At 72.3% G+C, this 26,103-nt stretch carries 22 protein-coding genes; 10 read left to right on the forward strand and 12 right to left on the reverse strand.

The genetic code is table 11. From position 1 onward, the window contains the following. Nucleotides 1–64: 64 nt before the first annotated feature. Together ACFRU2_RS26480 and ACFRU2_RS26485 are read right to left on the reverse strand one after the other, a co-directional pair. Nucleotides 65–1,414 carry an MFS transporter gene (locus tag ACFRU2_RS26480; protein WP_382976415.1) on the reverse strand — a complete coding sequence of 450 codons (1,350 nt, stop codon included), beginning with the start codon at nucleotides 1,412–1,414 and terminating at the stop codon, nucleotides 65–67. Between the two features lie 25 nt (nucleotides 1,415–1,439). Beyond that, complete coding sequence (locus tag ACFRU2_RS26485; RefSeq protein ID WP_214954723.1) at nucleotides 1,440–1,877, reverse strand: MarR family winged helix-turn-helix transcriptional regulator; 438 nt, start codon at nucleotides 1,875–1,877, stop codon at nucleotides 1,440–1,442. Between the two features lie 118 nt (nucleotides 1,878–1,995). Between ACFRU2_RS26485 and ACFRU2_RS26490 the strand changes: the two genes are divergently transcribed. Continuing rightward, complete coding sequence (locus ACFRU2_RS26490; protein ID WP_250747478.1) at nucleotides 1,996–2,178, forward strand: BrnA antitoxin family protein; 183 nt, start codon at nucleotides 1,996–1,998, stop codon at nucleotides 2,176–2,178. Nucleotides 2,179–2,186: 8 nt separating this feature from the next. Here the strand turns inward: ACFRU2_RS26490 and ACFRU2_RS26495 are convergent, their stop codons facing one another. Beyond that, nucleotides 2,187–3,593 carry an NCS2 family permease gene (locus ACFRU2_RS26495; RefSeq protein WP_382976417.1) on the reverse strand — a complete coding sequence of 469 codons (1,407 nt, stop codon included), beginning with the start codon at nucleotides 3,591–3,593 and terminating at the stop codon, nucleotides 2,187–2,189. A 136-nt stretch (nucleotides 3,594–3,729) separates the two neighbouring features. On the opposite strand from ACFRU2_RS26495, the gene ACFRU2_RS26500 reads away from it, so the two are divergent. The 4 genes from ACFRU2_RS26500 (at nucleotide 3,730) to ACFRU2_RS26515 (ending at nucleotide 7,558) form a co-directional block, all read left to right on the forward strand. Continuing rightward, complete coding sequence (locus ACFRU2_RS26500; RefSeq protein WP_382976419.1) at nucleotides 3,730–4,029, forward strand: DUF2530 domain-containing protein; 300 nt, start codon at nucleotides 3,730–3,732, stop codon at nucleotides 4,027–4,029. 253 nt (nucleotides 4,030–4,282) lie between these two features. Then, complete coding sequence (locus ACFRU2_RS26505) at nucleotides 4,283–6,757, forward strand: HAD-IC family P-type ATPase (RefSeq protein ID WP_382976422.1); 2,475 nt, start codon at nucleotides 4,283–4,285, stop codon at nucleotides 6,755–6,757. 73 nt (nucleotides 6,758–6,830) lie between these two features. After that, nucleotides 6,831–7,118: a hypothetical protein gene (locus ACFRU2_RS26510; RefSeq protein WP_266957140.1), complete on the forward strand. Its 288-nt coding sequence runs from the start codon at nucleotides 6,831–6,833 to the stop codon at nucleotides 7,116–7,118. Next, nucleotides 7,115–7,558: a hypothetical protein gene (locus tag ACFRU2_RS26515; protein WP_382976424.1), complete on the forward strand. Its 444-nt coding sequence runs from the start codon at nucleotides 7,115–7,117 to the stop codon at nucleotides 7,556–7,558. The genes ACFRU2_RS26510 and ACFRU2_RS26515 overlap by 4 nt, the downstream gene beginning before the upstream one ends. Before the next feature lie 3 nt (nucleotides 7,559–7,561). Here the strand turns inward: ACFRU2_RS26515 and ACFRU2_RS26520 are convergent, their stop codons facing one another. Then, complete coding sequence (locus ACFRU2_RS26520; RefSeq protein WP_382976426.1) at nucleotides 7,562–8,755, reverse strand: MFS transporter; 1,194 nt, start codon at nucleotides 8,753–8,755, stop codon at nucleotides 7,562–7,564. 109 nt (nucleotides 8,756–8,864) lie between these two features. Between ACFRU2_RS26520 and ACFRU2_RS26525 the strand changes: the two genes are divergently transcribed. Both ACFRU2_RS26525 and ACFRU2_RS26530 read left to right on the forward strand, forming a co-directional pair. Then, nucleotides 8,865–9,863, forward strand: a complete 999-nt coding sequence (locus ACFRU2_RS26525) for a DUF5937 family protein (protein ID WP_382976428.1) — start codon at nucleotides 8,865–8,867, stop codon at nucleotides 9,861–9,863. An 84-nt stretch (nucleotides 9,864–9,947) separates the two neighbouring features. Next, nucleotides 9,948–11,618 (forward strand): FG-GAP repeat domain-containing protein, encoded by a 1,671-nt coding sequence (locus tag ACFRU2_RS26530; RefSeq protein ID WP_382976430.1) that lies wholly within the window; start codon nucleotides 9,948–9,950, stop codon nucleotides 11,616–11,618. A 59-nt stretch (nucleotides 11,619–11,677) separates the two neighbouring features. On the opposite strand, the gene ACFRU2_RS26535 is transcribed toward ACFRU2_RS26530, so the two are convergent. Further along, nucleotides 11,678–14,833: a sacsin N-terminal ATP-binding-like domain-containing protein gene (locus ACFRU2_RS26535; RefSeq protein ID WP_382976432.1), complete on the reverse strand. Its 3,156-nt coding sequence runs from the start codon at nucleotides 14,831–14,833 to the stop codon at nucleotides 11,678–11,680. A 167-nt stretch (nucleotides 14,834–15,000) separates the two neighbouring features. On the opposite strand from ACFRU2_RS26535, the gene ACFRU2_RS26540 reads away from it, so the two are divergent. Then, on the forward strand, nucleotides 15,001–15,585 hold the full coding sequence (locus tag ACFRU2_RS26540; protein WP_351441597.1) for a TerD family protein: 585 nt from the start codon (nucleotides 15,001–15,003) through the stop codon (nucleotides 15,583–15,585). Nucleotides 15,586–15,611: 26 nt separating this feature from the next. Here ACFRU2_RS26540 and ACFRU2_RS26545 read toward each other — a convergent pair whose 3' ends face one another. The 3 genes from ACFRU2_RS26545 to serC all read right to left on the reverse strand — a co-directional run bounded on the left by ACFRU2_RS26545 (nucleotide 15,612) and on the right by serC (nucleotide 18,556). Then, the gene (locus ACFRU2_RS26545; RefSeq protein ID WP_382976434.1) at nucleotides 15,612–16,253 is read right to left on the reverse strand and encodes a class F sortase; all 642 of its coding nucleotides are present in this window, start codon (nucleotides 16,251–16,253) and stop codon (nucleotides 15,612–15,614) included. After that, entirely contained in the window at nucleotides 16,246–17,055 is an 810-nt protein-coding gene (locus ACFRU2_RS26550) for a hypothetical protein (RefSeq protein ID WP_382976436.1), read from the reverse strand. The genes ACFRU2_RS26545 and ACFRU2_RS26550 overlap by 8 nt, the downstream gene beginning before the upstream one ends. 382 nt (nucleotides 17,056–17,437) lie before the next feature. Further along, nucleotides 17,438–18,556, reverse strand: coding sequence for a phosphoserine transaminase (gene serC, locus ACFRU2_RS26555; RefSeq protein WP_382976438.1), 1,119 nt, complete (start codon nucleotides 18,554–18,556; stop codon nucleotides 17,438–17,440). 207 nt (nucleotides 18,557–18,763) lie between these two features. Here serC and ACFRU2_RS26560 point away from each other — a divergent pair, with 207 nt between their 5' ends. Beyond that, nucleotides 18,764–21,718: an FAD-linked oxidase C-terminal domain-containing protein gene (locus tag ACFRU2_RS26560; protein ID WP_382976818.1), complete on the forward strand. Its 2,955-nt coding sequence runs from the start codon at nucleotides 18,764–18,766 to the stop codon at nucleotides 21,716–21,718. A gap of 47 nt (nucleotides 21,719–21,765) precedes the next feature. After that, nucleotides 21,766–22,809 carry a DMT family transporter gene (locus ACFRU2_RS26565; protein WP_382976440.1) on the forward strand — a complete coding sequence of 348 codons (1,044 nt, stop codon included), beginning with the start codon at nucleotides 21,766–21,768 and terminating at the stop codon, nucleotides 22,807–22,809. On the opposite strand, the gene ACFRU2_RS26570 is transcribed toward ACFRU2_RS26565, so the two are convergent. The 4 genes from ACFRU2_RS26570 to ACFRU2_RS26585 form a co-directional block, all read right to left on the reverse strand. After that, nucleotides 22,770–23,582: a hypothetical protein gene (locus ACFRU2_RS26570; RefSeq protein ID WP_382976443.1), complete on the reverse strand. Its 813-nt coding sequence runs from the start codon at nucleotides 23,580–23,582 to the stop codon at nucleotides 22,770–22,772. The genes ACFRU2_RS26565 and ACFRU2_RS26570 overlap by 40 nt on opposite strands. A gap of 43 nt (nucleotides 23,583–23,625) precedes the next feature. Next, nucleotides 23,626–24,534, reverse strand: coding sequence for a hypothetical protein (locus ACFRU2_RS26575; RefSeq protein WP_382976445.1), 909 nt, complete (start codon nucleotides 24,532–24,534; stop codon nucleotides 23,626–23,628). A gap of 172 nt (nucleotides 24,535–24,706) precedes the next feature. Beyond that, nucleotides 24,707–24,919 (reverse strand): hypothetical protein, encoded by a 213-nt coding sequence (locus ACFRU2_RS26580; protein ID WP_382976447.1) that lies wholly within the window; start codon nucleotides 24,917–24,919, stop codon nucleotides 24,707–24,709. Nucleotides 24,920–24,958: 39 nt separating this feature from the next. Then, nucleotides 24,959–26,008 (reverse strand): helix-turn-helix transcriptional regulator, encoded by a 1,050-nt coding sequence (locus ACFRU2_RS26585; protein ID WP_382976449.1) that lies wholly within the window; start codon nucleotides 26,006–26,008, stop codon nucleotides 24,959–24,961. Nucleotides 26,009–26,103 lie beyond the last annotated feature (95 nt).

The following is a 26,103-nucleotide window of genomic DNA, read 5'->3' on the forward strand; positions in this document are numbered from 1 at the left end:
CCCACAACCGAAAGACGCGGGGGGGGTGAAGCACCCCCCCCCGCCGCTGTTCGTGGGTGAGCCGCTACGCCGCCGTCGCCAGCTGGCGGCGGCGGTCCGAGGGGACGAAGGTCACGCCGTGGCGGTTCACGCTGAGGCGGAGGTTGCCGATGCGCGAGAGGACGAGGCCGATCGTGACGGCCGCGGCCAGCGACACCGCTCCGCCCGCGGCCATGCCGATCCGCGCGCCGTACGTGTCCGTGATCCAGCCGACCAGCGGGGCCCCGATCGGGGTGCCGCCGGTGAAGACCATCATGAACAGGGCCATCACCCGGCCCCGCATCTCGGGGTCGGTGGCCATCTGGACGCTGGAGTTGGCGGTGACGTTCACCGTCAGGCCGAAGACCCCGATCGGCACCAGCAGTGCCGCGAACAGCCAGAAGCTCGGTGCGAAGGCCGTCACCAGCAGGAGGACGGAGAAGAGCACCGCCGCCGCGACCAGCAGCCGCAGGCGCGAAAGGCCCCGGCGGGCCGCCAGCAGCGCGCCCGCCAGGGAGCCCGCCGCGATCAGGGTGTTGAAGAGCCCGTAGGTGCCCGCGTCCCCGTGGAAGACCTTGCTGACGAAGGCCGACAGCCAGATCGGGAAGTTGAAGCCGAAGGTGCCGATGAATCCGACGAGCACGATCGGCCAGATCAGCTCGGGCCGTCCGGCGACGTACCGCAGGCCTTCCCGGAGCTGGCCCTTGGCGCGGGGCTGGACCTCGACCGGGTGCAGGTCCCGCGTCCGCATCAGCATCAGGGCCGCGAGCGGCGCCGCGAAGGACAGGCCGTTGAGCAGGAAGGCCCAGCCGGAGCCGACGGCGGTGATGAGGACACCGGCGATGGCCGGGCCGACCAGTCGCGCGGACTGGAAGTTGGCGGAGTTCAGGCTGACCGCGTTGGCCACCTGGTCCTTGCCGACCATCTCGGAGACGAAGGTCTGGCGGGCCGGGTTGTCCACGACGGTGACCAGGCCGAGCAGGAAGGCGGCGAGGTAGACGTGCCAGACGTTGACGTGACCGGCGAGGGTGAGGACGCCGAGCGCGAGGCCGGTGAGGCCCATGGCGGCCTGGGTGCAGAGCAGCAGCGGCCGCTTGGGGAGCCGGTCGGCGAGGACGCCGCCGTAGAGCCCGAACAGCATCATCGGCAGGAACTGCAGCGCGATGGTGATGCCGACCGCGGAGGCGGATCCGGTCAGGGACAGGACCAGCCAGTCCTGTGCGATGCGCTGCATCCAGGTGCCGGTGTTCGAGACGGCCTGGCCCGTGGCGAAGAGCCGGTAGTTCCGGATCTTCAGCGAGCTGAACATCGAGTTCTTGTGCTGTGCCGTGCCGGGCGTGCGCGTAGTGGTGGATGTGTGGCCGGGGGCGGAGTCTGCTCCGGGTCCCGTACTCAAAAGGGTTCGCCTCCTGGCGTCGTTCCTATAGGTGCGCGAGCTTGTCCAGGACGGGCGCGGCTTCGCGCAGCTTCGCCCATTCGTCCTCGGTCAGCTCGGCCGCGAGCCCGGCGAGGAAGGCGTTGCGCTTGCGACGGCTCTCTTCGAGCATCGCTTCGGCCTCCTCCGTCTGGCGGACCACCTTCTGGCGGCGGTCGTCGGGGTGCGGTTCCAGCGTGACCAGTCCCTTGGCTTCCAGCAACGCGACGATGCGCGTCATGGACGGCGGCTGCACGTGCTCGCGGCGGGCCAGCTCACCGGGGGTGGCCTGGCCGCAGCGGGCGAGGGTGCCGAGGACCGACATCTCGGTCGGGCTCAGCGATTCGTCGACGCGCTGGTGCTTGAGGCGCCGGCCCAGCCGCATGACGGCGGAGCGGAGGTCGTTCACGGCGGCTGCGTCGTCACCATGGGAAAGGTCATGCATGTATTTAGAGTAACTCATTACTCTTCCTAAGGAACACCATTATCTGGTGTCACTCGTACGGGTGAGTCGGCTCCGGAAAGTGACACGCGTCCATGCCCTGTGCCCCGACTCTTTCGGCATGGGGACACATGTGCTGAGCATGCGCATAGACGGGGAGCTCCTCGACAGGCTCCGGACTCATGCCGCCAAACGCGGAATGAGCGTCCAGGACTATGTGGTCCGGACGCTCATTCGCGACGATTTCGACGAACGCTTCAAGGCGGCCGTCGACGAGACGGAGAAGTTCTACGGGGCTGCGTGAGCCCGGGGCTACGTGAGGCCCAGCGCCGGCATCGCGTAGTAGAAGACGAAGACCGCCGACACGACGTACATGGCCACCGGGACCTCGCGGCCCCGGCCGGTCGCCAGCCGCAGTACGGAGAAGGCCACGAAGCCGATCCCGATGCCGTTGGTGATCGAGTACGTGAACGGCATCATCACCATGGCCAGGAAGGCCGGGACGGCGATGGTGAAGTCGTTCCAGTCGATGTCCCTGACCGAGCCGGCCATGATCAGGAAGCCGACCGCGACGAGAGCCGGGGTGGCCGCCTGCGAGGGGACCATCGTGGCGAGCGGCGTGAGGAACAGCGACACGGCGAAGAGGCCGCCCGTCACGATGTTCGCCAGGCCCGTCCTGGCCCCCTCGCCGACGCCCGCCGTGGACTCCACGAAGCAGGTGGTGGCCGAGGAGGAGGAGGCGCCGCCCGCGGCGACGGCCATGCCGTCGACGAACAGCACCCGGTTGATGCCGGGGAAGGAGCCGTCCGGCTTCGTCAGCTTCGCCTCGTCGCCGACGCCCAGGATGGTGCCCATCGCGTCGAAGAAGCAGGACAGCAGCACGGTGAAGACGAACAGGATGCCGGTCAGCATGCCGACCTTGCCGAAGCCGCCGAACAGGCTGACCTGACCGATGAGGCCGAAGTCGGGGGCGGCCACCGGGTTGCCCGGCCACTCCGGGACGGTCAGGCCCCAGGCGGCGTCCGGGAGCTTGGTGATCAGCTGGACCGCCAGGGCGGCGACCGTCATGGCCACGATGGAGATCAGGATCGCGCCGGGGGTCTTGCGGATGATCAGGGTCAGCGTCAGCAGGACGCCGACCACGAAGATCAGGACGGGCCAGCCGTGCAGGTGGCCGTTGCTGCCGAGCTGGAGCGGGACCGTGGTGTGGGCGAGGTCCGGGATGCGGGTGACGAAGCCCGAGTCGACCAGGCCGATCAGCATGATGAACAGGCCGATGCCGATCGCGATGCCCTTGCGCAGGCCGAGCGGGACCGCGTTCATGACCCGCTCGCGCAGACCGGTGGCGACCAGCAGCATCACCACGAAGCCGGCCAGGACCACCATGCCCATGGCGTCGGGCCAGCTCATGCGCGGGGCGAGCTGGAGGGCGACCACGGTGTTGACGCCGAGCCCGGCCGCGAGGGCGATCGGGACGTTGCCGATCACGCCCATGAGGAGGGTGGTGAAGGCGGCGGTCAGCACGGTGGCGGTGACCAGCTGGCCGCCGTCGAGCTGGTTCCCGTACATGTCCTTCGCGCTGCCCAGGATGATCGGGTTCAGCACGATGATGTAGGCCATCGCGAAGAAGGTGGCGAAGCCGCCGCGGACCTCGCGGCCGATGGTCGAGCCGCGCTCGGAGATCTTGAAGTAGCGGTCCACGGGGGCCGACGTGCTCATGGGGGTCCTGGTCCTCAGTGGTGGTTTCATACGACGAAAACGGGCCAAGCCCAATCCGTTTCAGTATGAACACATGAACGAGAGGCCGTCTATCTCCGCGCGTAGACCCTCCGCCGACCGGCCTAGACTGGTCCCCATGGCGAAATGGACTGCGACGCACGAGGCCCCCGAGCCCCTTGAGGGTCCGATCGTGGCCACCGTGATGGGCGGCACGATCCTGTGGTTCGCCCTCTTCCTCTTCCAGCTCCCCTTCTACGGATGGTTCGCGGACCGGGGCATGCTGTGGTGGGTCTGGACCTGCGCGGTCGGCGGGGTCCTCGGCCTGATCGGCCTCTGGTACGTCCGCGGGCGCGATGCCGCCTTGAAGCGGCACGCGGCTGAGCTGGCCGCCCGGAACGAAGCCGACCCGTCGTCCCCGTCCCCCCGGGCGGGCTAGCCCGCCGCCCCGGCCGGTCGGGCCAGCCCGTGCTGGCCGTCCGGTTCTGACGGCCCCCGGGGCCGGGGCGGAGGTCTTCGTGCGGGTCCGCTGTGGCTGGGCACGCAGTTCCCCGCGCCCCTTGGGAGCGGCGCCGCACGTACCCGGCGCGCCCGCCGGAAGGGGTACCAGCGGAGGATTCTGCTCATCCCGAAGTCGGATCTTCAGACTTTTCGGCAGGTGGGGGAGTGAATCCCCCTTTACCGTCGGAACCATGACGGAGCGGGCGCAGAGCGCATCAGAGGGACCGGAGCCGGGCGGCGGCGCCGGCACGGCCGCCGGGACCGCCATCGACGCGGGGGCCGAGCTCGATCCCGTACACCCGGTACGACCGCCCGCACCCCGGTTCAAGCCGGCCGGGCTGACCACCGCCGAAGTCGCCGAGCGCGTCGCCCGCGGAGCCGTCAACGACGTGCCCGTCCGCAGCAGCCGCTCCACGTCCGAGATCGTCCGCGCCAACGTCTTCACCCGCTTCAACGCCATCATCGGCGTCCTCTGGGTGATCATGTTCTTCGTCGCGCCGATCCAGGACAGCCTCTTCGGCTTCGTGATCATCGCGAACACCGGCATCGGCATCATCCAGGAGATGCGCGCCAAGAAGACCCTCGACGGCCTCGCCGTCATCGGCGAGGCCAAACCCAGCGTCCGCCGCGACGGCCGCACCGCCGAGATCTCCACCTCCGAGATCGTCCTCGACGACGTCATCGAGCTCGGCCCCGGCGACAAGGTCGTCGTCGACGGGCTCGTGGGCGAGGCCGACGGCCTGGAGATCGACGAATCCCTCCTCACCGGCGAGGCCGACCCCGTCCTGAAGAAGCCCGGCGACCCGGTCATGTCCGGCTCGTTCGTCGTCGCCGGCGGCGGCGCCTTCACCGCCACCAAGGTCGGCCGCGAGGCCTACGCCGCCCAGCTCGCCGAAGAGGCCTCCCGGTTCACGCTCGTCCACTCCGAGCTGCGCTCCGGCATCTCCACCATCCTCAAGTACGTCACCTGGATGATGATCCCGACCTCCATCGGCCTGATCATCAGCCAGCTGATCGTCAAGGACAAGAACCTCAAGGACGCCATCGCCCGCACCGTCGGCGGCATCGTCCCGATGATCCCCGAAGGCCTCGTCCTCCTCACCTCCGTCGCCTTCGCCATCGGCGTCATCCGGCTCGGCCGCAAGCAGTGCCTGGTGCAGGAGCTGCCCGCCATCGAGGGGCTCGCCCGCGTGGACGTGGTCTGCCTCGACAAGACCGGCACCCTGACCGAGGGCGGCATGGACGTCACCGAGTGCCGCCCGCTCGGCGGCGCGGACGCCGCGTACGTCAAGAAGGTCCTCGGCGCGCTCGGCGAGAGCGACCCCCGCCCCAACGCCAGCCTCCAGGCGATCATCGACGCCTACCCCGACAGCGCCGAGTGGCGCTGCACCGAATCGCTGCCCTTCTCCTCCGCCCGCAAGTACAGCGGCGCCAGCTTCAGCGAGGGCGACGGGGAGAACAACACCTGGCTGCTCGGCGCCCCCGACGTGCTGCTCCCGGCCGGGGATCCGGCCCTGGAGGAGATCAACGAGCTCAACGAGCAGGGCCTGCGGGTCCTCCTGCTGGGACGGGCCGCCGGCGAACTCGACGACCCGGCCGTGGCCTCCGGGGTCAAGCCGACCGCCCTCGTCGTCCTGGAGCAGCGGCTGCGCCCCGACGCCGCCGACACCCTGCGCTACTTCGAGGACCAGGGCGTCAAGGCCAAGGTCATCTCCGGGGACAACGCCGTCTCGGTCGGCGCGGTCGCCGGCAAGCTCGGCCTGCCCGGCGCCGAGAACACCGTCGACGCGCGCACGCTCCCCACCGACCAGGGGGAGATGGCCGAGGTCCTCGACGGGAACGCCGTCTTCGGGCGGGTCACCCCGCAGCAGAAGCGCGACATGGTCGCCGCCCTCCAGTCCCGGGGCCACACGGTCGCGATGACCGGCGACGGGGTCAACGACGTGCTCGCGCTCAAGGACGCCGACATCGGCGTCAGCATGGGCTCCGGCTCGGAGGCCACCCGGGCCGTCGCGCAGATCGTCCTCCTCAACAACAGCTTCTCCACCCTGCCCTCGGTGGTCGCCGAGGGCCGCAGGGTCATCGGCAACATCACCCGCGTCGCCACCCTCTTCCTCACGAAGACGGTCTACTCGGTGCTGCTGGCCGTCCTGGTGGTCTGCTCCCAGGTCGAGTACCCGTTCCTGCCGCGCCACCTGACGCTGCTCTCCACCCTCACGATCGGCATCCCGGCCTTCTTCCTGGCCCTCGCCCCCAACAAGGAGCGGGCCAAGCCGCACTTCGTGAAACGCGTGATGCGGTACGCGATCCCGGGCGGGATCATCGCCGCCGTCGCCTGCTTCGTCACCTACGTGATCGCCCGCCACCACTACTCCGGCCCCGACGCCCTCAAGGCCGAGACCAGCGCCGCGACGCTCGCGCTGTTCCTGACCTCGATGTGGGTGCTGGCGATCATCGCCCGCCCCTACACCTGGTGGCGGGTCGGTCTGGTCGGCGCGATGGGCGGGGCGTTCCTGATCGTGCTCGTCGTGCCCTGGCTCCAGGAGTTCTTCCAGCTCAAGCTGGAGGGCGCCGTGATGCCGTGGACCGCCGTGGGCATCGCCGCCGTGGCGGCCGCCCTCATCGAGTTCACCTTCCGGTGGGTGAACCGCAGGTTCCCGGCGTAGGTTCACCCTCGCGGCTCACTCCCACGAGGGATCGACAGGTGGGCCGTACCGGTTTCATAGTTGGACTATGGCAATGAAGAAGGTCACTGTCACCTTGCCGGCAGAGGTGTTCGAGAGCATCAAGGAACGGGTGTCCGCCCGAGGGGTGTCCGCCTACGTGGCCGCCGCCGTCGAGCGCAGGGTTGCGCAGGACAAGCTGCACGAACTGTCGGACCATCTGGAGCAGGAGTACGGGCCGGTAAGTGACGAGGCGTACGACGCGGTACTCGACCGGATCGAGGCCATCGACGCCTGGTACGAAGAACGCCGGACCGGGGTGCCTGCCCAGCAGCCCGAACCAGGTCGGCAGGCTGCCGCGTGACCCCCCGGGTGAACCGGCGGGTCGTGCCCGCGCCGCGTACGTTCGTCTTCGACTGCGAGGCGCTCTCCCGAGCGGTGCGCGGCGACGAGGTCTTGTCCGCCTATGTGAAGGCTGCGGCGCACAGTGATGTCCGGGTGGTGACCTCCGGACTCACGACCCTGGAGGCCTGGGATCCGAAGGCGGGTGTGCTGCCCAAGACCTGGGACCGGACCTTGTCCCGGATGGAGGTCGTCCACACGAATGACGCCATGATCGCCACCGCGCGTTCCCTCCTGAAGGAGGCGAAACTGCATGGTCACAAGTACGCGATCGACGCCGTTCTCGGCTCTGTCGCGCTTGAGGCCGCAGGCCGGGGAGACCGCGTCGTCGTGCTGACTTCGGATGCCGACGACTTGCGGCGGCTGCTCGGTAATCACCCGGTGTGGGTCGAGCCCATTTGACCCTCACGCCGCCAGGTCGAGGTCCTGCTCCCGCCGGGCGGCGATCCGCGTGCGCAGGCCCAGGGTGGCCACCGCGGCGAGCAGTCCGGCGGCCAGGGCGCCCCACCACAGGGCGGCCGGCCCGACCCCGGTGTAGAGGGCGACGCCCAGGGTGAGGGCGGAGAAGCGGGCCAGGCCCCAGGTCCAGCTGAAGGCGCCCTGGTAGCGGCCCCGGGCGTCGGCAGGCGCCAGGTCGGCCACCAGTGAGGCCGCGATGCCGGCCACGGCCACCTCGCCGAGCGACCAGACGACCACCGAGACCACGTACCCGGTGACGGAGTCCGCGAGCCCGGTCAGGGCCACCCCGGTGGCGATCAGGGCGCCGCCCGCAGCCTGCACCGGGAGCTGCGGCAGTCCCGACAGCTTGGCCGTCACGAACGGCTGCAGGGCCACCACCAGGACGGCGTTGACCGCCGCCAGGGCTCCGTACACGGCCGGCGAGAGCCCGCTGTCGCGGACGGCCAGCGGCAGCGCCACCTCGGTCAGCGAGTACACGAACAGCTGGATCCCGAGCAGGGGGAGCAGCAGGAGCATCAGCCGGTCGCGCAGGACGACCCCGTAGCCCAGGCCGCCGGAGGCCTTGGTCGGAGCGGTGCGGGCCGGTTCGCGCAGCCGGGTGGCGACCACGGTGGCGTAGACGAGGGCGGAACCGGCGTCGACGGCGAAGAGCAGCCAGTACCCGTGCGCGGCGAGGAAGCCGCCGAGCACGCCGGCGACGGCCGTGCCGATGTTGACGCCCCAGTTGAACAGGGCGTACGCCCTCTGCCGCCAGCCCGTGTCCACCGAGTCGGCCAGCAGGGCGAACGCGGCGGGCGGGACCGTGGCCCCGGCGGTGCTGAGGAGCAGCGCGGAGGCGGCCATGGTCCAGACCCCGGGGGCCATGAACAGGGCGCCCTGGGCGACGGCGGAGCCGATGAGCCCGATCAGCATGGTCGGGCGGCGGCCGATCCGGTCGGCGAGCAGACCGCCGACGGCCGGGCCGAGCAGGTGGCCGGCGCCGAGCGCGCCGAGCACGAAGGAGATGTCGGATCCGGTGATGCCCCGGTCGGCGAGGAGGAAGACCAGGAAGGGGGTGACCAGGTAGCCGATCCGGTTGACGATGGAACCGGCGAACAGGGTCCAGACGAGGGGCGGGAGACCGCGGAAGGAGGAGGGCATGCGAGGAGCCTGCGCCCTGGGCGGCCGGGGTCCCATTGATTAAGGTGGGACCGAATCCAATGGCACGGCACGGTACGGCGGGGCACGACACGGCGGGGGCAGCGGGCGCATGGAATACGAACTGAGCTTTTCCGCCACGGACCTGGCGCAGACCCGGTTCGCGGTGTCCCCGATGTGGGAGGTCGTCACCAGTTTCCGGCTGCTGCGCGAGGAGACCGACCCCCCGCTCCACCGCCGCTGGGCCCGGCAGGTGCGGCCCCGGCTGCTCGCCGCCGGACTGGACCGGGGCTGGCTCGCCGCCCTGATCCCGGGCACCGGCTACCTCGCGGACTTCCTCAACCCGACCCCGGCCGGCCCCTTCGGCGAACTCCCCGCGGAACTGGCGGCCATCCGCCGCAGCCCCGCGGCACAGGTGCACGCCGACCTCGACGTCCTGGCGGCGAAGACGCCCTGCCCGGCGCCGCGGCTGCGGCTGCTGCGCGAGGAGCCCGAGGCGGCGCTGGAGAAGGTCACCGCCGAGATCGAGACGTACTGGGACCTCGCGCTGGGCCCGTACTGGCCGCGCATCCGCCAGCTGCTGGAGGCGGACGTGTTCCACCGCGCCCGGCAGGTCGCCGAGCACGGCTCGGCGCACGTCCTCAACGAACTCCACGAAACGGTCAGTTGGGACGCCGGCACCCTGCGCATGGTCCGCCGGCAGTGCTCGATGAACCGGGCGGACACGGGAGCCGGCCTGCTCCTCGTCCCCTCCGCCTTCGCCTGGCCCCGCGTGCTGACCCGCTCGGTGGCCCCGGAGCCGCCCCAGCTCGCCTACCCCGCCCGCGGGATCGGCACCCTGTGGGAGCCCCGCGCCACCAAGTCCACCGACGCGGTGGCCGCCGTACTGGGCCGCTCCCGGACCCTCCTGCTCGCCGAACTGGACACCCCGTCCTCCACCACCCAACTGGCCCGCCACAGCGGCCTGTCCACCGCCGCGGTCTCCCAACACCTCACGGCCCTGCGCGACGCGGGCCTGGTCACCGCCCACCGCGCGGGCCGCTCGGTCCTGTACGCCCGCACGGCCATCGCGGACGCACTGCTGACCCCGGTGGGGGCTGGGACCCCCTGATGCCGTTCAATGCCGGTGCGGGCCGGTGGCCCGTGTGGAAGATTACGGCCGGTCGACACCGCATTCCCTGGGGGGAACCACCACGTGAAACGAGCACGCGCACTATCCATAGCGGCCCTGTCACTGGCGGTCGGACTGGCCGCCGCGGCTCCGGCCACCGCCGCCGGGGATCCGGCGGCGCCCGCGGTCAGCGCGCCACGCAGCAGCCCGGCACCCGGCTTCCACGGCGAGGACCGCTACTCGTCCTGCTACACCAACCCGTACTCCGGGTCGGGTGCGGGCTGGATAGGCAACGGTGACGTCACCGTCAGCGCCAAGGCCGTATCCCCCTCGGGCGCAGCTGTCGCGACGACGTTCCAGCTCTGGGACACCGCGTACGGCGGCAAGCGCACCGAGCAGGCGACGGCGTCGAGCAGGGTCCCGCAGTCCAGTACGCGGTTCACCGCCGGGAACTTCGTGGACGGCGGCCAGTACGGCTGGCGGGCCCGCGCCACGGACGGGAAGCTGACCAGCCCCTACACGCCTTGGTGCTACTTCCGGGTGGACAAGACGCCGCCGACCGCCAAGGTCACCACCGACTCGAAGCCCAAGAGGGTCGGCCAGGAGGCCTCCTTCACCCTGCACGCAACCGACATCGGTTCGGAGGTCGCCTGCGCCCGCTGGCAGACGCGGCAGACCTTCGGCGTCGGCTGGAAGTGCTCGGACGAGGCCACCGACCTCCACGTCGTACGGCTGGTCGACGGCAAGGCCGACATCAAGGTCAAGCCCGAGACCTGGGGGTCCCAGGGCGTCTACCTGGAGACGATGGACAACGCGGGCAACGTGTCCCAGCGCGCCGACCTGAGCTACTACGCGCAGGAGAGCACCGGCCCCGTCGCCTTCGGTGACATCGACGCGGACGGCAAGCCCGACGTCCTCGTCCCCGATGCGGCCGGGCACCTGCGCGTCCCCGGCGCGGACCCGCGGGCCACCCCCAGCGCCCACGCCGCCGCGGCCCCGGGAGACCTCCGAAGCTGGGCCCGCGTGCAGTACAGCCACCGCGGCTCGCTGTACGGGTACGCGGTCGACGACCTGGTGGCACACGCCCCAGGGGCAGCCAATCTGGAGCTCTTCCACAACGCCGGCCTGGGGGATTTCACCGACCAGGGTTCGGTGCTCGTGGACAAGCCCAGCACGTGCAAGGACGCGGCAGGCAAGGCCATCGAGTGCGCGAAGAACGGCCTCGGCGGAGACTGGTCCAAGGTCACCGGGATCGCGGCCTACGGTTCGCCCCGAGGAGACACCCCGACCGACGGGCGTCGTCTGCCCCGTACTTCGCTGCTGTTCGTCGAGAACGGACGCCTGTGGCTGGTGGAATCGACCTTCGCCGGCCGGCTGAGCAGCGAGGCGACCCTCGTCTCGGGCAACACCACCCGCTGGGCCGGCTACGACCTGCTCACCCCGGGCCGCGCCCAGGGCACGGACTTCCCGACCCTGTGGGCCCGCTCGCAGAAGGACGGCACGGTCCGGGCCTTCACCATCAAGGGCACCCCGGCCGCCCCCGACTTCTCCGCCTTCGCCAACCCGGCCGCCGGGCCGGTCCTGACCACCCTGGCCCCGGCCGCGCACCCGCGCATCGGCTCCGACGGCGACCTCACGGGTGACCGCATCCCGGACCTCTGGTCCGCCGACGCCTCCGGCAAGGTCACGGTCTTCCCGGGCAAGGGCACGGCGAAGCCCTACCCGACGGTGACGGGCTTCGGCGCGGCGCGCTGAGCAAGCCACCACCCCGTACGGTCTCCGGCGCCCCTCAGTGGGGCGCCGGAGGCGTTTCCTCAGTCGAACCAGCGGTCGCGGGCCAGTTCCGCCGTGCGGGACGGGTCCTCCAGGAGGGCTGCGACCTCGAAGCGGCGGGGCCACTGGCCCGCCGCCCAGGCGAGGGCTGCTGCCACGCCTTCCAGGGTGGAGGCGTGCAGGGTGCCGTCCGGGGTGCGGCGCCAGTCGAGTTCGGTGCCGCCCGCCAGGAGTTCCTCGTGCTCCACGTAGCTCTTCGGGGTGGCCGGGCCCAGGAGTTGGTGCACCGACTCGGGGACCTCGTGCTCCTCGCCCTCGGTGGTCACCTCCGCGGGGACCGTCTCCGAGAGGCGCCGGACCTGGAACAGCTCCGCCAGGTCGGCCGCCCGGGACGGGGCGACCGGGAGGAGCGGGAGGCCCGTCGTCAGGGGGAGGAGGTCCGGGGCGTCCGCGACCAGGGCCTCGGAGGCGTCCACCACGACCACCTCGCCGTCGACGACCGCGCGCAGCTCGTCGGGCAGGGTGACCTGTTCGGGGTCCAGGTCCGCCAAGGCGCCGTACAGGCCGTGCAGTTGGCGGCCGGTGACCTCGCGGTCCGGGTCGGCGAGGCGGCCGAGCAGCTCGGCGGCGCCGCCCGGCTCCTCCAGGAGGGCGGGCACGGTGGTGCGTACGCCCAGCGCCCGCAGGACCTGCTCGTCCTCGAAGCCGGTGGCGTCCGCCGGGGTGTAGAGGCCCGACAGGAGAGGGTCGCCGCCCGCCGCGCGGAGTCCGGCCGGGCGGCGGCCGTCCAGGACGGGGTGGTCGCGCAGCCACCAGGCGGTGTACGAGCGCACGGAGCGGGTGGTGCCGTCCGGGAGCAGGACCCGCACGGGCTGGGTCAGGGCGTCCCGGAAGGGGGGCTGGGCCAGCATGGCCAGGGCCCGGGGCCAGCAGTCGTCGTCGACCAGGTCGAGGTCCCGTACGGCGACCAGCTCGGTGGCGACCGGCGGCACGGGGGTGTCGGGCAGCTGGTCCAGGAGGTCCTCGCACCACACGTCGACGGCGTCGAGCAGACCGGCGTCGTCGGGCTCGGCGAACTCCCCGTCGCGGGGCTCCAGTTCGTCGGGGTCCAGGACCACGTCGGTGGCGCGGACCAGCTGGAAGGCGGCGAGTACGCCGACGGCGGTGAGGGTCCGCTCGTCCCAGCGCTCCACCAGCTCGGCGTCCACGTACGGGATCTCGTCCTCGCGGATCACCGAGGCCAGCGGGGAGCCGGGCAGCAGGAGTTCGCCGGCCGGGGTCGGTTCGCCGTCCTCGTCGGGCAGGGCGAGCGCGCCCAGCCACGGTTCGTCGCCGGGGGAGAGCTCGGCGTCGCGGACCAGGCCGAGGACGATGTCCGCCAGTTCCTCGGGGTCGAGGGCGTCCTCGTCCCAGATCTCCCCGGCGTCCAGGGAGGCCGCGACGGCCGCCCGCACCTGCGGGGTCGTCAGGACGGCGCGCGGGCTCGCCGGGAGCGCGCCGAGCTTCTCCAGCAGCGGGTGCACCGCGTCGGGGTGGGCCACCTTCAGGCCGAGCCGGGCCAGGCTTTCGGGGCTGCCCGACCGCGGGGCGTCCGCGCCGGGCAGCAGCAGGTGCCGGGGGCCGATCGCGGTGCGCCCGTCGGCCAGCGGCACGGGGAGGCCGGAGAGCCGGTCCGGGTCGACCCCGGCGAGGCTGTCGTAGAGCCGGTACCACCACTCGGGGGTCCGCTCGATGCCCGCGATCCGCTCGATGGCCTCGCCCAGCGGCAGCCGGCCCACGCCCAGGGTGCGCAGCTCGGGGCGGCGCTCCAGCCCGGCGGGGAGCAGGGTCGGCAGCACCTCCGCGAGGACCCGTACGGTCTCGGCGCCCGCGCCCTCCACGACCTCGGCCTCGAAGGGGCGCAGGGCGGCCCGCTCCAGCGGCTCCCCCTCCGCCGGCTCCTCGGGCGGTGCGGCCGGTGCGAGGAAGGCCGTACGGGGCAGCCGCGCGATGACGGCGGCGCGCAGGGCCCCGTCGAGCTCCCCCTTGCCGAGCGGGCCGGGTACGAGGTCCACGAGCGCGGTGCTCACCGGGTCCCAGGAGCCCAGCAGTTCGGTGTAGGCGTCGGCCGCGCGCTCCACGAGGAAGTCGGTCAGCGGACCGGGCGCGGGGTGCCGGCGGGTGGTGTCCAGCGGCAGGGTCGCGATGAGCAGCGCGGGGATGCCGAGCGGTTCGTCGGTCGGGGTCGGCGCGTGCACCACGGCCGCGGTCGAGGGGCGGACCGGGGCGCCTTCGGCGTCGACGGGCACGGACCAGGACACCGCCCAGACGGGCCGCAGCCGTTCCTCGACGGGCCGGTCGGCGAGCAGCGCCTTCTCGATGGGGCCGGAGTGGCGCACGGTACGCCAGTGCTTGGTGTCCGAGGCGGAGTCGCTGATGACGGTGTACGGGCCCTCGGTGCGGCGGGTCAGCGTCCGCACGCCCCCGACCGGTGTGTCGATGACGACCTCGGCGAGCCCCGGCAGGGTCAGCAGCAGGGCGTCGTCGACGGCGGCCAGCAGCCGCCCGGCCAGCTCCTCGGCGGCGGCGTCGCGCAGCGGGAGGACCACCACGGTGTCGTAGCCCTCGGGCGCGGTGCCCTCGGCGGGCAACGGGAGACGCAGCAGCGGGACGTGGCCGTCGCGGCGGCGCAGTTCCTCGCCGAGCCCGGAGCTGCCGACGGACGCTCCCCGGGCCAGCTCGCGGGCCTCGGCCAGGGACCAGCGCACGCCGCCGTGCCGGCCGAGGACGGCGGGCTCGTCGGAGACGGCCAGGACGGCGGCGAAGCCGACGCCGAAGCGGCCGACGCTCCCGGAGGAGTCGTCGCGCTTGGCGGAGGCGCGCAGCGTGGACAGCGACTCCACGCCGGTGGCGTCCAGCGGGGAGCCGGTGTTGGAGACGGCGAGCAGCGCGTGCCCGTCGGGCTGGTCGGTGCCCGCGTGCAGGGTGAGCCGCAGCCGGCCGGGAACTCCGGCGCGGGCGGCCGCGTCGGCGGCGTTCTGCGCGAGCTCGACGACGAGCCGGTCGCGGTAGCCGCCGAGGGCCAGGTCCTCCTCGGCGTTGGCGTCCTCGCGGAAGCGGGCCGGGCCCGCGCCCCAGGCGTCGAGCACCCCGCGTCGCAGCCGGGCCGTGCCGAAGGGGTCCACGCCGTCCTGGGCCGCCGTCACTCGCACGCTCACGCTGCTGCCTCCAAGCTGTACTGCGCTGTACTGCGCCGTACGGCATCCACGGAACGCCGGATGCCGTGGGCCTGAAGGTATCGCGTGCGTCGAGCGCCTCCGCAAACGAACCGGCTTCAGGCAGACTCAAGGAGTCGGTATCGCACTGCTATTTGTGAGGATTGCGCATGATCACGCTCACCAAGGAAGACGGCCCCGCGGACCTGGGCGGCGTAACCCACCTGTCCATCGGGGTCTCGTGGGACCCCACCGTGGGCAGCAGCGGCGGCCTGTTGGGCAAGCTCAAGCGGAAGGTCGGGACCGACCTGGACCTCATCGCGATCGCGATGCAGGGCGCGGACCCCGTCCGCCTCGCGGGTCTCGACTCCCTCGACCCCATGGGCAACGGCTCGCTGCTCCACAGCGGGGACAACCAGACCGGCCACGGTGAGGGCGACGACGAGACGGTGACCGTCGAGTTCGCCCGGATACCGGGCAACGTCACGTCCATCGTCTTCGTCGCCGCCGCGTACAAGAAGGGCAGTTCCTTCCAGAGCGCCCGCAACATCAGCTTCAAGGTGTACGACGGCACGGGCGGCAGCACCCAGCAGGTCGCCGACATCTGGCCGAGCCTGCTCGGCACGGACAACGGCTGCGCCGTGGCCAAGGCGATCCGGGACGGGGCCGGCTGGAAGCTCCAGGTCATCAACGAGACCGGCAAGATCAAGCCGGGCGACGAGCAGGCCCTGATGCGCTTCGCCGTGGCCAAGTAGGCGCCACCGTCGGGAGAAGGGGCGGGCTATTCCTGACCGACGAGGTGTGCGAACACCACGACGTTGGCGTCCCAGTGGCGGTCCTTGGTGAGGTTGCCGCCGCAGGTGATGACGCGGAGCTCGGCCTTGCCGTGGGTGTCCCCGTAGACCTTGTCGGTCGGGAACCGGTCCTTCTTGAACGTGTCGACCTCGTCGACGGCGAAGACGGCGGTGGAGCCGTCGTCGCGGTGGACCTCGATCTTCTCGTCCTTCTTCAGCTTCTTGAGGTTGTAGAAGACGGCCTCGGGGGCCTGGGGCGTGTCCATGTGCCCGACGATGGCGGCCGCGCCCTTCTCCCCGGGGGTCGGGCCCTCCTTGTACCAGGCCGCGTCCTTGGGCTTGGCGAAGTCCGGCTCCTGCATGGTGCCCTGGGCGTCCAGTCCGACCGTGTCGAGCGGGGCGTCGACCTTGATGTCCGGGATCACGATGCGGTCCGGGACGGAAGCGTTCAGCACCGAGGCGTTCTTGGCGCCGGCCGGGTCGTTCTTGGCCGCACTGCCGGCGTCACCGCCGGACCCGCAGGAAGTGATCAGGAAGGCCGTGAGGCCCGCGGCGCCCGCCAGGGCGGCCACGCGCAGGGCGCGGCCGCTCCGGCGGGGGGCGCGTTCGGGGGTGGACCGCTCAGCCATTGTCTGCCGCGTCCGAGGGGACCCAGCCGAGCGGGGCCTGGCCGGTGTTCACGGACCCCTTGGGGGTCTTGTGGTGGCTCGGGTCGAGCGGGGCCGGCTTCGGCTTGGGGGTGACGTTGCCGGTGGCGTCGGTGGAGAACTTGACGGTGTCGAACTTCTTGCCGCCCGCGAAGGCGTCGACGCCGTAGTAGCCGGTCTTGACGTCCTTGGCGACGACCGCGGTGCCGGTCCAGACGCCCTTGCCGTCGTTCTTCAGGTTGACCTGGCCGCCGAAGGCATCGGACTTGACGAACGCGCTCTTCTCGTTCGCCGCCGTCTTGATGGTGACCTGGATCTTGTCGCCCGGCTTGCCGTGGTCCGCGGACAGGCTCAGCGTGGAGTCGGTCGGGGTCGGAGTCGGCGTCGGGGTGGGCTTGCCGTCCTTGACCGTGATCTCGGCGGTGGCCTGGAGCTTCTCGCCCTTGGGGCCCGTACCGGTGAGGGAGACGCCGTAGTTGCCGTCCGCGACCTTGGCGATCGTGGCGGTGGCGCCGCGCCCGTCGGTCATCTTGACGTCGTTCAGGGCCTTGGAGGAGATCGACAGGTTCGTCGAGCCGTCCGGGACCTCCATCGACATCTGGACGGAGTCGCCCGGCTTGCCGGAGGAGGGCGACAGCTTCAGGGCCACCGGGGCGGTCTTGGCGTCGGCGCTCGCGCTGCTGTGCGCGGTCGGGGTGGCATCGGCGGCGAACGCGACGGCGGGGGCTGCCAGGGCCATCGACGAGGCGAGGGCGATCGCCGAGAAGGTAAGTGCCTTGCGCATGGGGTTCCTCCTGAACGGGCCGGGGTTCGTTCCCGGCACACCAGACATGAGGGACATCCTGGGGTGGTTGGTTGCGCCCCCCGGCAGGGCCCCAGGAGGCCCCTGCCGAAGGTCCCGCGGCATAAAACCGCAGGCGGCGACGGGGGCGTGGATCTTCCCTTGGCGGGCTCTTTGCGCCGATTTTTGGGACCAAGGTCCCGGGGTTCCGGGCCGCGCGCGGGACTTCGTTCTTCAGGGCTCGTTCAGGACCGACTCAGGACCGGCTCAGGACCGACTCAGGCCGCTGCCGGCAACGCGGGAGCCCCCGGTGACGAGAAGTCACCGGGGGCTCCGGAGCGTGTCGGACGGGGTCGCCGTGCGGGGCCGGGTGGGGCTGTATCGGTCAGAGGGCTTCGATCACGAAGTCCACGCACGCGGTGAGCGCCTGGACGTCCGCCGGGTCGATCGCCGGGAACATCGCGATGCGGAGCTGGTTGCGGCCCAGCTTGCGGTACGGCTCGGTGTCCACGATGCCGTTGGCGCGCAGCACCTTGGCGACCGCGGCCGCGTCGATGTCGTCCGAGAAGTCGATCGTGCCGATGACGGCCGAGCGCTTCGCGGAGTCCGCGACGAACGGGCTCGCGTACTTCGACGCCTCGGCCCAGCCGTACAGGTGGGCCGCGCTGGCCGCCGTACGGCCGGTCGTGAACTCCAGACCGCCCTGGCTGTTCATCCACTCCAGCTGCTGGTCCAGCAGGAAGAGGGTGGAGAGCGCCGGGGTGTTGTACGTCTGGTTCTTCAGCGAGTTGTCGATCGCCGTCGGCAGCGAGAAGAACTCCGGAATGTGCCGGCCGGAGGCGTGCACGCGGGCCGCGCGCTCCAGGGCGGCCGGGGAGAACGCCGCCAGCCACAGGCCGCCGTCGGAGGCGAAGGACTTCTGCGGGGCGAAGTAGTAGACGTCGGTCTCGGTGATGTCCACCGGCAGACCGCCGGCACCCGAGGTCGCGTCCACCAGGACGAGGGAACCCTCGTCGGCGCCCGCGACGCGCTTGATCGGCGCCGCGACACCCGTCGAGGTCTCGTTGTGGGTGTACGCGTACACGTCCACGCCCGCCTCGGCCACCGGGTCCGGGTGGGTGCCCGGGTCGGAGGAGATCACGGACGGCGCGTCCAGCCACGGCGCGAGCTTCGCGGCGCTGGCGAACTTGGAGGAGAACTCACCGAAGGTGAGGTGCTGCGACTTCCGCTCGATGAGACCGGCGGTCGCGATGTCCCAGAAGGCGGTGGAGCCGCCGTTGCCCAGGATCACCTCGTAGCCCTCGGGGAGGGAGAAGAGGTCCCGGAGGCCCTGGCGCACGGAGCCGACCAGGTTCTTGACCGGAGCCTGGCGGTGGGAGGTTCCGAGCAGGGAGGTACCGGTGGCGGCGAGGGCGTCCAGCGCCTCGGTCCGCACCTTGGAGGGGCCCGCGCCGAAGCGTCCGTCGGCGGGCTTGATGTCAGCGGGAATCTGGATCTCGGCCACAAGCCGAGCGTATCCGGTCCGGGTCCACGCCTCGGAACCGAGTCCACCCGATGAGATGACGCGCGTAGAGGCGGAAGCTGCTCGGAGCGGCCGGGAGCCGGTGGGAGGCTGTCCGCCGTGACGTCACCCGGTGAACTCGAACGGACCTTGCGGAAGAACCTGCGCGGAGAGGTCGACTTCGGCGCCGCCGCCCGGGCCCTGACGACGATGGACGCCTCGAACTACCGCCGCGTCCCCGTCGGCGTGGTCGCCCCGCGCGACGCCGAGGACGTGGCCGCCGCGCTCGCGCTGTGCGCCGCGGCCGGGGTCCCGGTCGTCCCGCGCGGCGGCGGCACGTCCATCGCGGGCCAGGCCACGGGCGTCGGCGTCGTCCTCGACCTCACCCGCCACATGAACGCCCTCGTCTCCCTGGACCCGGCCGCCCGCACCGCCGTCGTCCAGCCCGGCCTGGTCCTCGACCGGCTGCGGGACGCGGCCCGCCCGCACGGGCTGACCTTCGGGCCGGACCCCTCCACGCACTCCCGGTGCACCCTCGGCGGGATGATCGGCAACAACGCCTGCGGGGCCCACTCGGTGGCCTGGGGGACCACCGCCGACAACGTCGCCGCACTGGCGGTGACGGCGTACGGCGGCTCCTCGCACCGGCTCGGCACCGGCTGGCAGGGCGCGCCGGACGGGCTGCGGGAGCTGGTGTCGGAGAACCTGGCGGTCCTGCGCACCGGCATGGCGGGCGGTGCGGCCGACGGCTTCGCGCGGCGGATCTCCGGCTACGGGGACCTGGACGCGCTGCTCCCCGAACGGGGCACCGAGGTGGCCCGGGCGTTCTGCGGGAGCGAGGGCACGCTCGGCGTGGTCACCGAGGCCGTCGTACGGCTCGTGGAGCTGCCGGCCGCCCCGGCGCTGGCCGTCCTCGGGTACGCCGACGAGAGCGCGGCCGCGCAGGCCGCGGCGGGGCTGCTCGGGTACGGGCCGCTGACCGTGGAAGGGATGGCGGCCGACCTGGTCGGCGGTACGGCGGCCGCCGCCGGGCTTCCGCGGGGCGGGGCCTGGCTGTTCGTGGAGATGCGCGACGAGGGCGCGGCCCGGGCCCTGCTCCGCGCCTCCGACGCGGTGGACGGACTGCTGCTCACCGACCCGGCGGCGCAGCGGGCCCTGTGGCGGATCCGCGAGGACGCGGCGGGCACGGCCACCCGGATGCCCGACGGCACCATGGCCTGGCCGGGCTGGGAGGACTGCGCGGTCCCGCCCGCCCGGCTCGGCGCCTACCTGCGGGAATTCCGGGCCCTGCTGGTGGAGCACGGGCTGCGCGGATCCCCGTACGGCCACTTCGGCGAGGGCTGCGTGCACGTGCGGATCGACTTCGACCTGGTGACGGCGCCCGGCGTGGCCCGCTTCCGGGCCTTCTCCTCGGACCTCGCCGACCTGGTGGTCGCGCACGGCGGCTCCCTGTCCGGGGAGCACGGGGACGGGCAGGCGCGGGCGGAGCTGCTGCCCCGCATGTACGGGCCTTCGGTGATCGGGCTCTTCGAGTCCTACAAGCGGGTCTGGGACCCGGCGGGCGGCATGAACCCCGGGATCCTGGTCCGCCCGGCCCGCCTCGACGAGAACCTCCGCTTCGCCTCCCTCCCGGCGTCCCTGCCCTTCGCGGGGGAGGTGGCCCGGTGCGTCGGCGTCGCCAAGTGCCGGTCGACGGAGGTCGGGGGGCCGGGGGTGATGTGCCCCTCGTACCGGGCCACGGGCGAGGAACGGCACTCCACGCGGGGGCGGGCGCGGCTGCTGCACGAGATGCTGGCCGGGGAGGTCGTGACTGACGGCTGGCGTTCGGCGGAGGTCGCCGAGGCGCTCGATCTGTGCCTGGGCTGCAAGGGCTGCCGCAGCGACTGCCCGGTGGGGGTCGACATGGCCGCCTACAAGGCGGAGTTCCTCCACCACCACTGGGCGGGCCGGCTGCGGCCGCTCTCCCACTACGCCCTGGGCGGGCTGCCGGGCTGGCTCCGGCTGATCGCCGCGCTCCGCCTGGGCGGGCCGCTGAACCTGGTGTCCCGCTTCCTCCGCATCCCCGGCCTGGAACGCTCCCGGCCCCTGCCCCGGCTGGCCCGGACCCCGTTCACCCGCGGGTGGCGCGCCGAGTCCCGCTCCGCGGGGGGAGGTCCCCTACCCGCCCTTCGCCCGTTCCCCGGGGCTGCGCCCCGGACCCCCTGGGGCTCCGCCCCAGACCCCGCTCCTCGAACGCCGGAGGGGCTGGATTTCCCTGCGCCGCTGGACATGGCCGCCTCCGGCGAAAACCCAGCCCCTCCGGCGTTTGAGGAGCGGGGGTCCGGGGGCTGGCCCCCGGGTACGGCGCCGCACCCGGCGAAGGGTCCGGGCGGAGCCCGGGGAACGGTGGAAGGGCGGGTCGGGGACAGCCGCCCGCAGGGCACGCCCGGGCCCGGGGCCGTCGTGACGGTGTGGCCGGACACGTTTGCGGAGTACCTCGCCCCCGAGGTCGGGCACGCCGCCGTGCGGGTGCTGAGGGCCGCCGGCCTGGAGCCCGTGGTGCAGACGGGCCGCGTCTGCTGCGGGCTGACCTACCTCTCCACCGGCCGCCTCGACACCGCCCGCAGGGTCCTGCGCCGCACCCTGGACGCCGTGGGCGACCCACAGGGACCCGTCACCGTCCTCGAACCGAGCTGCGCGGCGGCGCTCCGCACCGATCTGCCCGCCCTCCTCCCGGAGGACCCCCGCGCACCCCGTCTCGCAGCGGCCGTCCGAACCTTCGCCGAGACCCTGGAGGAGTACGCCCCCCACTGGCAGCCGCCCCGCCTGGACCGGCCGGTCGCCGGCCAGACGCACTGCCACCAGCACGCCGTCCTCGGTGACGCCGCCGACCGCCGGCTGCGCGAGCGTGCCGGGCTGACGGGAGGGCTCAGCGGCGGCTGCTGCGGCCTCGCGGGCAACTTCGGCTTCGAGCCCGGACACCACGAGGTCTCCGTGGCCTGCGCCGAGGAACAGCTCCTGCCGTCGCTGCGGGCGGCCGCGCCGGGTACGGAGGTGCTGGCGGACGGGTTCTCCTGCCGGACGCAGATCGCGCAGCTGTCCGGCGGCCGGGCCCGCCACCTGGCTGAGGTCCTGGCGGAGGGCTTGCCGGAGGGCTTGCCGGAACCGGACGTAGACGGGATGTAAGGCAAAACACGGACGCACGGTCCTTACGCACCGCCTAATCTGGATAAATGCCCGCACCCTCCGCACCCTCCGCACCCACGAGCACCGCCACAGCCACCGCCATCCCCGCGGACGGCTCCTTCCGGGACCGCTTCGGCCCCGTCGCCCTGGTGGTCACGGCGGGCGTCTCGGTGCAGTTCGGTGCCGCCCTCGCGGTGCTGCTCATGCCGAAGGCGGGCGCGGCCGGCGTGGTCACGCTGCGCCTCGCCGCGGCCGCGCTGGTGCTGCTGCTCGTCTGCCGGCCCAAGGTGCGCGGGTACTCCCGCTCCGACTGGTCGACCGTGGTGTGGTTCGGCGTGACCATGGCCGGCATGAACGGGTTCTTCTACCAGTCCATCGACCGGATCCCCCTCGGCCCGGCCGTCACCCTGGAGGTGCTGGGCCCGCTGGTGCTCTCCGTCGTGGTCTCCCGCCGCCTGCTGAACCTGCTGTGGGCCGGGCTGGCGCTCGCCGGAGTCGTCCTGCTGTCCACCCACGGCGGCGGCGGCCTCGGCGGTCTCGACCCGCTGGGCGTGGCCTTCGCCCTCGCGGCGGGCGGCATGTGGGCGGCGTACATCGTGTTCAGCGCGCGGACCGGCCGCCGGTTCCCGCAGGCGGACGGGCTGGCCCTGGCGATGGCCGTGGCCGCCGTACTGTCCCTGCCGCTCGGCGTGATCGAGGCCGGCTCGGCCCTGCTGCACCCGACCACCCTGCTCCTGGGCCTCGGCGTGGCACTGATGTCCTCGGTCCTGCCCTACACCCTGGAGCTGCTCGCCCTGCGCAGGCTCCCGGCGCCGACCTTCGCGATCCTGATGAGCCTGGAGCCCGCGATCGCCGCGACGGCCGGGTTCATGATCCTGAACCAGGCGCTGTCGGCGCTGGACGCGGCGGCGATCGCCCTGGTCATCGTGGCGAGCATGGGCGCGGTCCGCTCGCAGACCCGCCCGGCGAGCCGTACGGAGAGCCGTGCGCAGGCCCGCCCGGAGAGCCGTACGGAGGTCCGCCCGGAGAGCCGTACGCGGCCGTCCGGTGCTCAGGCCGGTGTCGAGGAGTCCAGCGCGGGCAGGAACTGATCGTAGAAGCCGGCCTTGAGCCGTAGCGCCCGCTCCTCGGTCTCCTGGAAGGCGGCGGCCCCGGCCGCCCCCTCAGCCCGGGCGAGGAGCTCGGTCACCCGCGCGGCCAGCCGGTCGGAGTGGGTGTCGGACAGCAGGGACACCGTCGCGAGCGAATGCGTCTTCGCGTCGTGGACCAGGTGCGGGTGGTAGAAGCGCGAACGGTTGCGGCCGCCGCCCTCGGCCGTGAACAGCGGCCCCATCCGTTCCCACAGCCGCCCGTACTCGACGGAGACCAGCACCTCGCCCCAGAAGCGGAGGAAGGTCAGCAGCCGCAGGTCGGCGTCGGCGTGGCCGCCCGCGTCCGCGATCAGTTCGAGGGTGTCGGTGATGGCCCGCCGCGTCGCGGCCGTGGGCCTCGACGCCACCAGCGCCTCCCTGGACACGCCGAGCCGGCGCATGTCCTCGGTCATGTCCTCGCGGTGCGAGGGCGCGTGCCCCTGGGCGCCCGGGTACTCCTCGCGCAGGATGATCCGGGCGATCCGCAGCCCCTCCTCGTCGCGCAGCAGGTCGATGGCCAGGTCGTAGGAGGGGGTGAAGGCGAGCGAGACGAAGCGCCGCTGGAGCAGGAGCGCGGTGAAGTCCTCGTCGGGCAGCCGGGTGATGTTCGCGAGGACCGGATGCTCCTCGAAGCGCTCGATCAGCCCGTTCTCGTACCGGTCCAGCTCGTGCAGTCCGTCCGGCCCGGCCGGCCTGTCGTGCCGGCCCTGGCCCGGAGCGTCCAAGTCGTACATGGCCGTACCTTTCCGTGGATCTTGATCTTGATCTGGAGCTTGATCACCAACTGATGTTCCTGAGGGACTCGCGCCAGTCGGACAGGGCCACGTCGCGGCCGATCGACCACAGCGTGTCCAGCTCCCTCTGGACCTGTTGGCCCATCGTGGTGTCGGAGCCGTCGATCTCGGTCTGGGCCGAGTTGATCGCGAGCTGGCGGTGCAGGAACGAACTGACCAGAAAGTGCTCGTCGGCCTTGTGCACGGCGATGGACGGCAGGGAGTTGTACACCCGCACGCTGAGCAGCTCCCGGCCCGCCGGACCGACCGCCCTGTGCAGTTCCGCGAGGCCGGCCAGGCACATCTCCACCCGGGCCTTCACGTCCAGCGCGAGGGCGGGGTCCCGTACGGAACGCAGTGCCTCGTCGCGCAGGCCCGCCACGGGGGAGGACGGGTACAGGAGCATGATGCGCACCGGGACGCCGTGGTCCACCAGCGCCTTCTCCAGGGCGGGCTGGAGGTGTTCCAGGTTGGGGATGAAGGTCTGCAGGATGGCCACCTCCTGGATGGCGGCCTCCACGAACGCGTTGAACTGCACGTCGGGGAACTCCGCGTGCACCCGGATCACGCCGAGGTAGTTCTCCTGCTTGAGCTGCTGCGCGACGGTGTCGATGTCCAGCTTGGCGAGTTGCGCCTGGAAGCTGGTGTCGAGCCGGGCGACCTGCGTCCGGAGGGTCTCGTCGAGCCGGATGACCTGGGCCTCGACCACGTCGAGCTTGCGCAGGCGGTCGATCTCCAGCAGGAGGAACACGGTGACCGTGCTCAGGATGAGCAGGGTCACCTTGGGGAGCGCGCCCCCGGGAGCGAGTGCGTCGAGCCACCCGAGGAGGTCTGCGATCAGTACCACGACGCCCGATGTGGACATCAGGGCCAGCGCGATCCGTTCCACCCGATAGCGAACGTCGACACTCATGTTGCTCCAGCCCCCGTGCCCCGTACCTCGTGTCCGTCGTGGTCGGCCACGACGGTATACCGACTCCCTTTGTTTCAGGGGGTTTTGAGGTGTGGTGTGGGGAGAGGGGAGGCGAGATCAGGCCACGCCGGTCCCGTCGGTTCCACTGGTCCGGTTGGTTCCAGCGATCCGGTCAGTTCCAGATGATGTCGCCGGCCGGCCGGGGCGTCGCGTCGGCGTGCTGGACGTTCGCCTCGACGTGCGTCGTCGTTCCGGACACCGGGCCGGACGCCGGGCCGGGGGAATCCCCGTCCGGGAAGTCCTGGCCCCAGCCACTGGCCACGGCCACGCCCAGCGCGAGGGCGCTCAGGGCGGCGGTCGCGAAGTACATCCGACGAGTCGTCATGCGCGGAGCATTCCAGTCGCCCGCGCCGGAGGGAAGGCCTCAGCCGTTCCTGTCCGCGTCCCCGGCCCCCGGAGTTCCCTGGCACGCAGTCCCGTAGCGCGCCGCCGTCGCGGCGGCCGCTGCTCGGATGCGTCGGCGCAGGGCCGGTGGGGCCAGTACCTCGGCCTCCGCGCCGAGCTGCAGGAACTGCGCCTCCGCGTGGTCCTGGGACTCGATCGGCATTACCGCCCTGGTCCAGCCGGGAAGTTCGGGGTCCGGGGTCCCGGTGGCGGCCAGGGCCCTGGCCTGGGCGCCGGTCAGCCGGGCGGCGGCCCGCGCGGAGACCCGTACCTCCGCCTCCTCCGGGTACAGCCGCTCGTGGAACTCCGCCTGGGTGCGCCGCCAGTGGGAGGCCAGCTCGAAGCCGTCCGGGAGCACGCACTCCTCGTCGGTCTCGCGCACCGCGAGGATCTGGTCCACCCGGTAGGTGAACGGGGGGCCGGCGGCCGTGCCGGGGCCGGGTGCGGTGTCGGGGCCGGCCGCCGTGGCCGCGACCAGGTACCAGCGACCCGCCTTCAGGACCAGCCCGTACGGGGCCAGCCGCCGGTTCACCTCGTGGGGTGCCTTCCAGCGCCGGTAGCGGACCTCGACGACCCGCCCCCGCCACACCGCGTCGGCGACCCGCGCCAGGTGCGGGGTCTCCTCGTGCTCCGCGTACCAGCCGGGCGCGTCCAGGTGGAACCGCAGCCGCATCCGGTCGGCCTGCGCACGCAGCTCCGCGGGCAGGGCGGCGCGCAGCTTCAGCTGGGCGGTGGACAGGGCCCGGCCGAGGCCGAGCTCGGCGGCCGGGCCGGGCATGGAGGTGAGGAAGAGGGCCTCGGCCTCGCCCGCGGCCAGGCCGGTCAGGCGGGTGCGGTAGCCGTCGAGGAGCTGGTAGCCGCCGCTGTGTCCGGCGTCGCCGTACAGCGGGACGCCGGCGGCGGCCAGCGACTCCGCGTCGCGGTAGACCGTACGGACCGACACCTCCAGCTCCCCGGCGAGCTCGGCGGCGGTCATCCGGCCCCGGGTCTGGAGCAGGAGCAGGATCGAGAGCAGTCGGCTGGACTTCACGTGCGCTTCACTGACGCAGGATGTCAGTGAACTGCTCCTACGGTTCCCCCATCAGCGCAAAGAGCATCAGAGCTGCAGAGCACCGTTGTTGGGGA

It is taken from the genome of Streptomyces sp. NPDC056883 (genome assembly GCF_042788835.1).
In the GTDB taxonomy this organism is placed as follows: domain Bacteria; phylum Actinomycetota; class Actinomycetes; order Streptomycetales; family Streptomycetaceae; genus Streptomyces; species Streptomyces stoeckheimensis.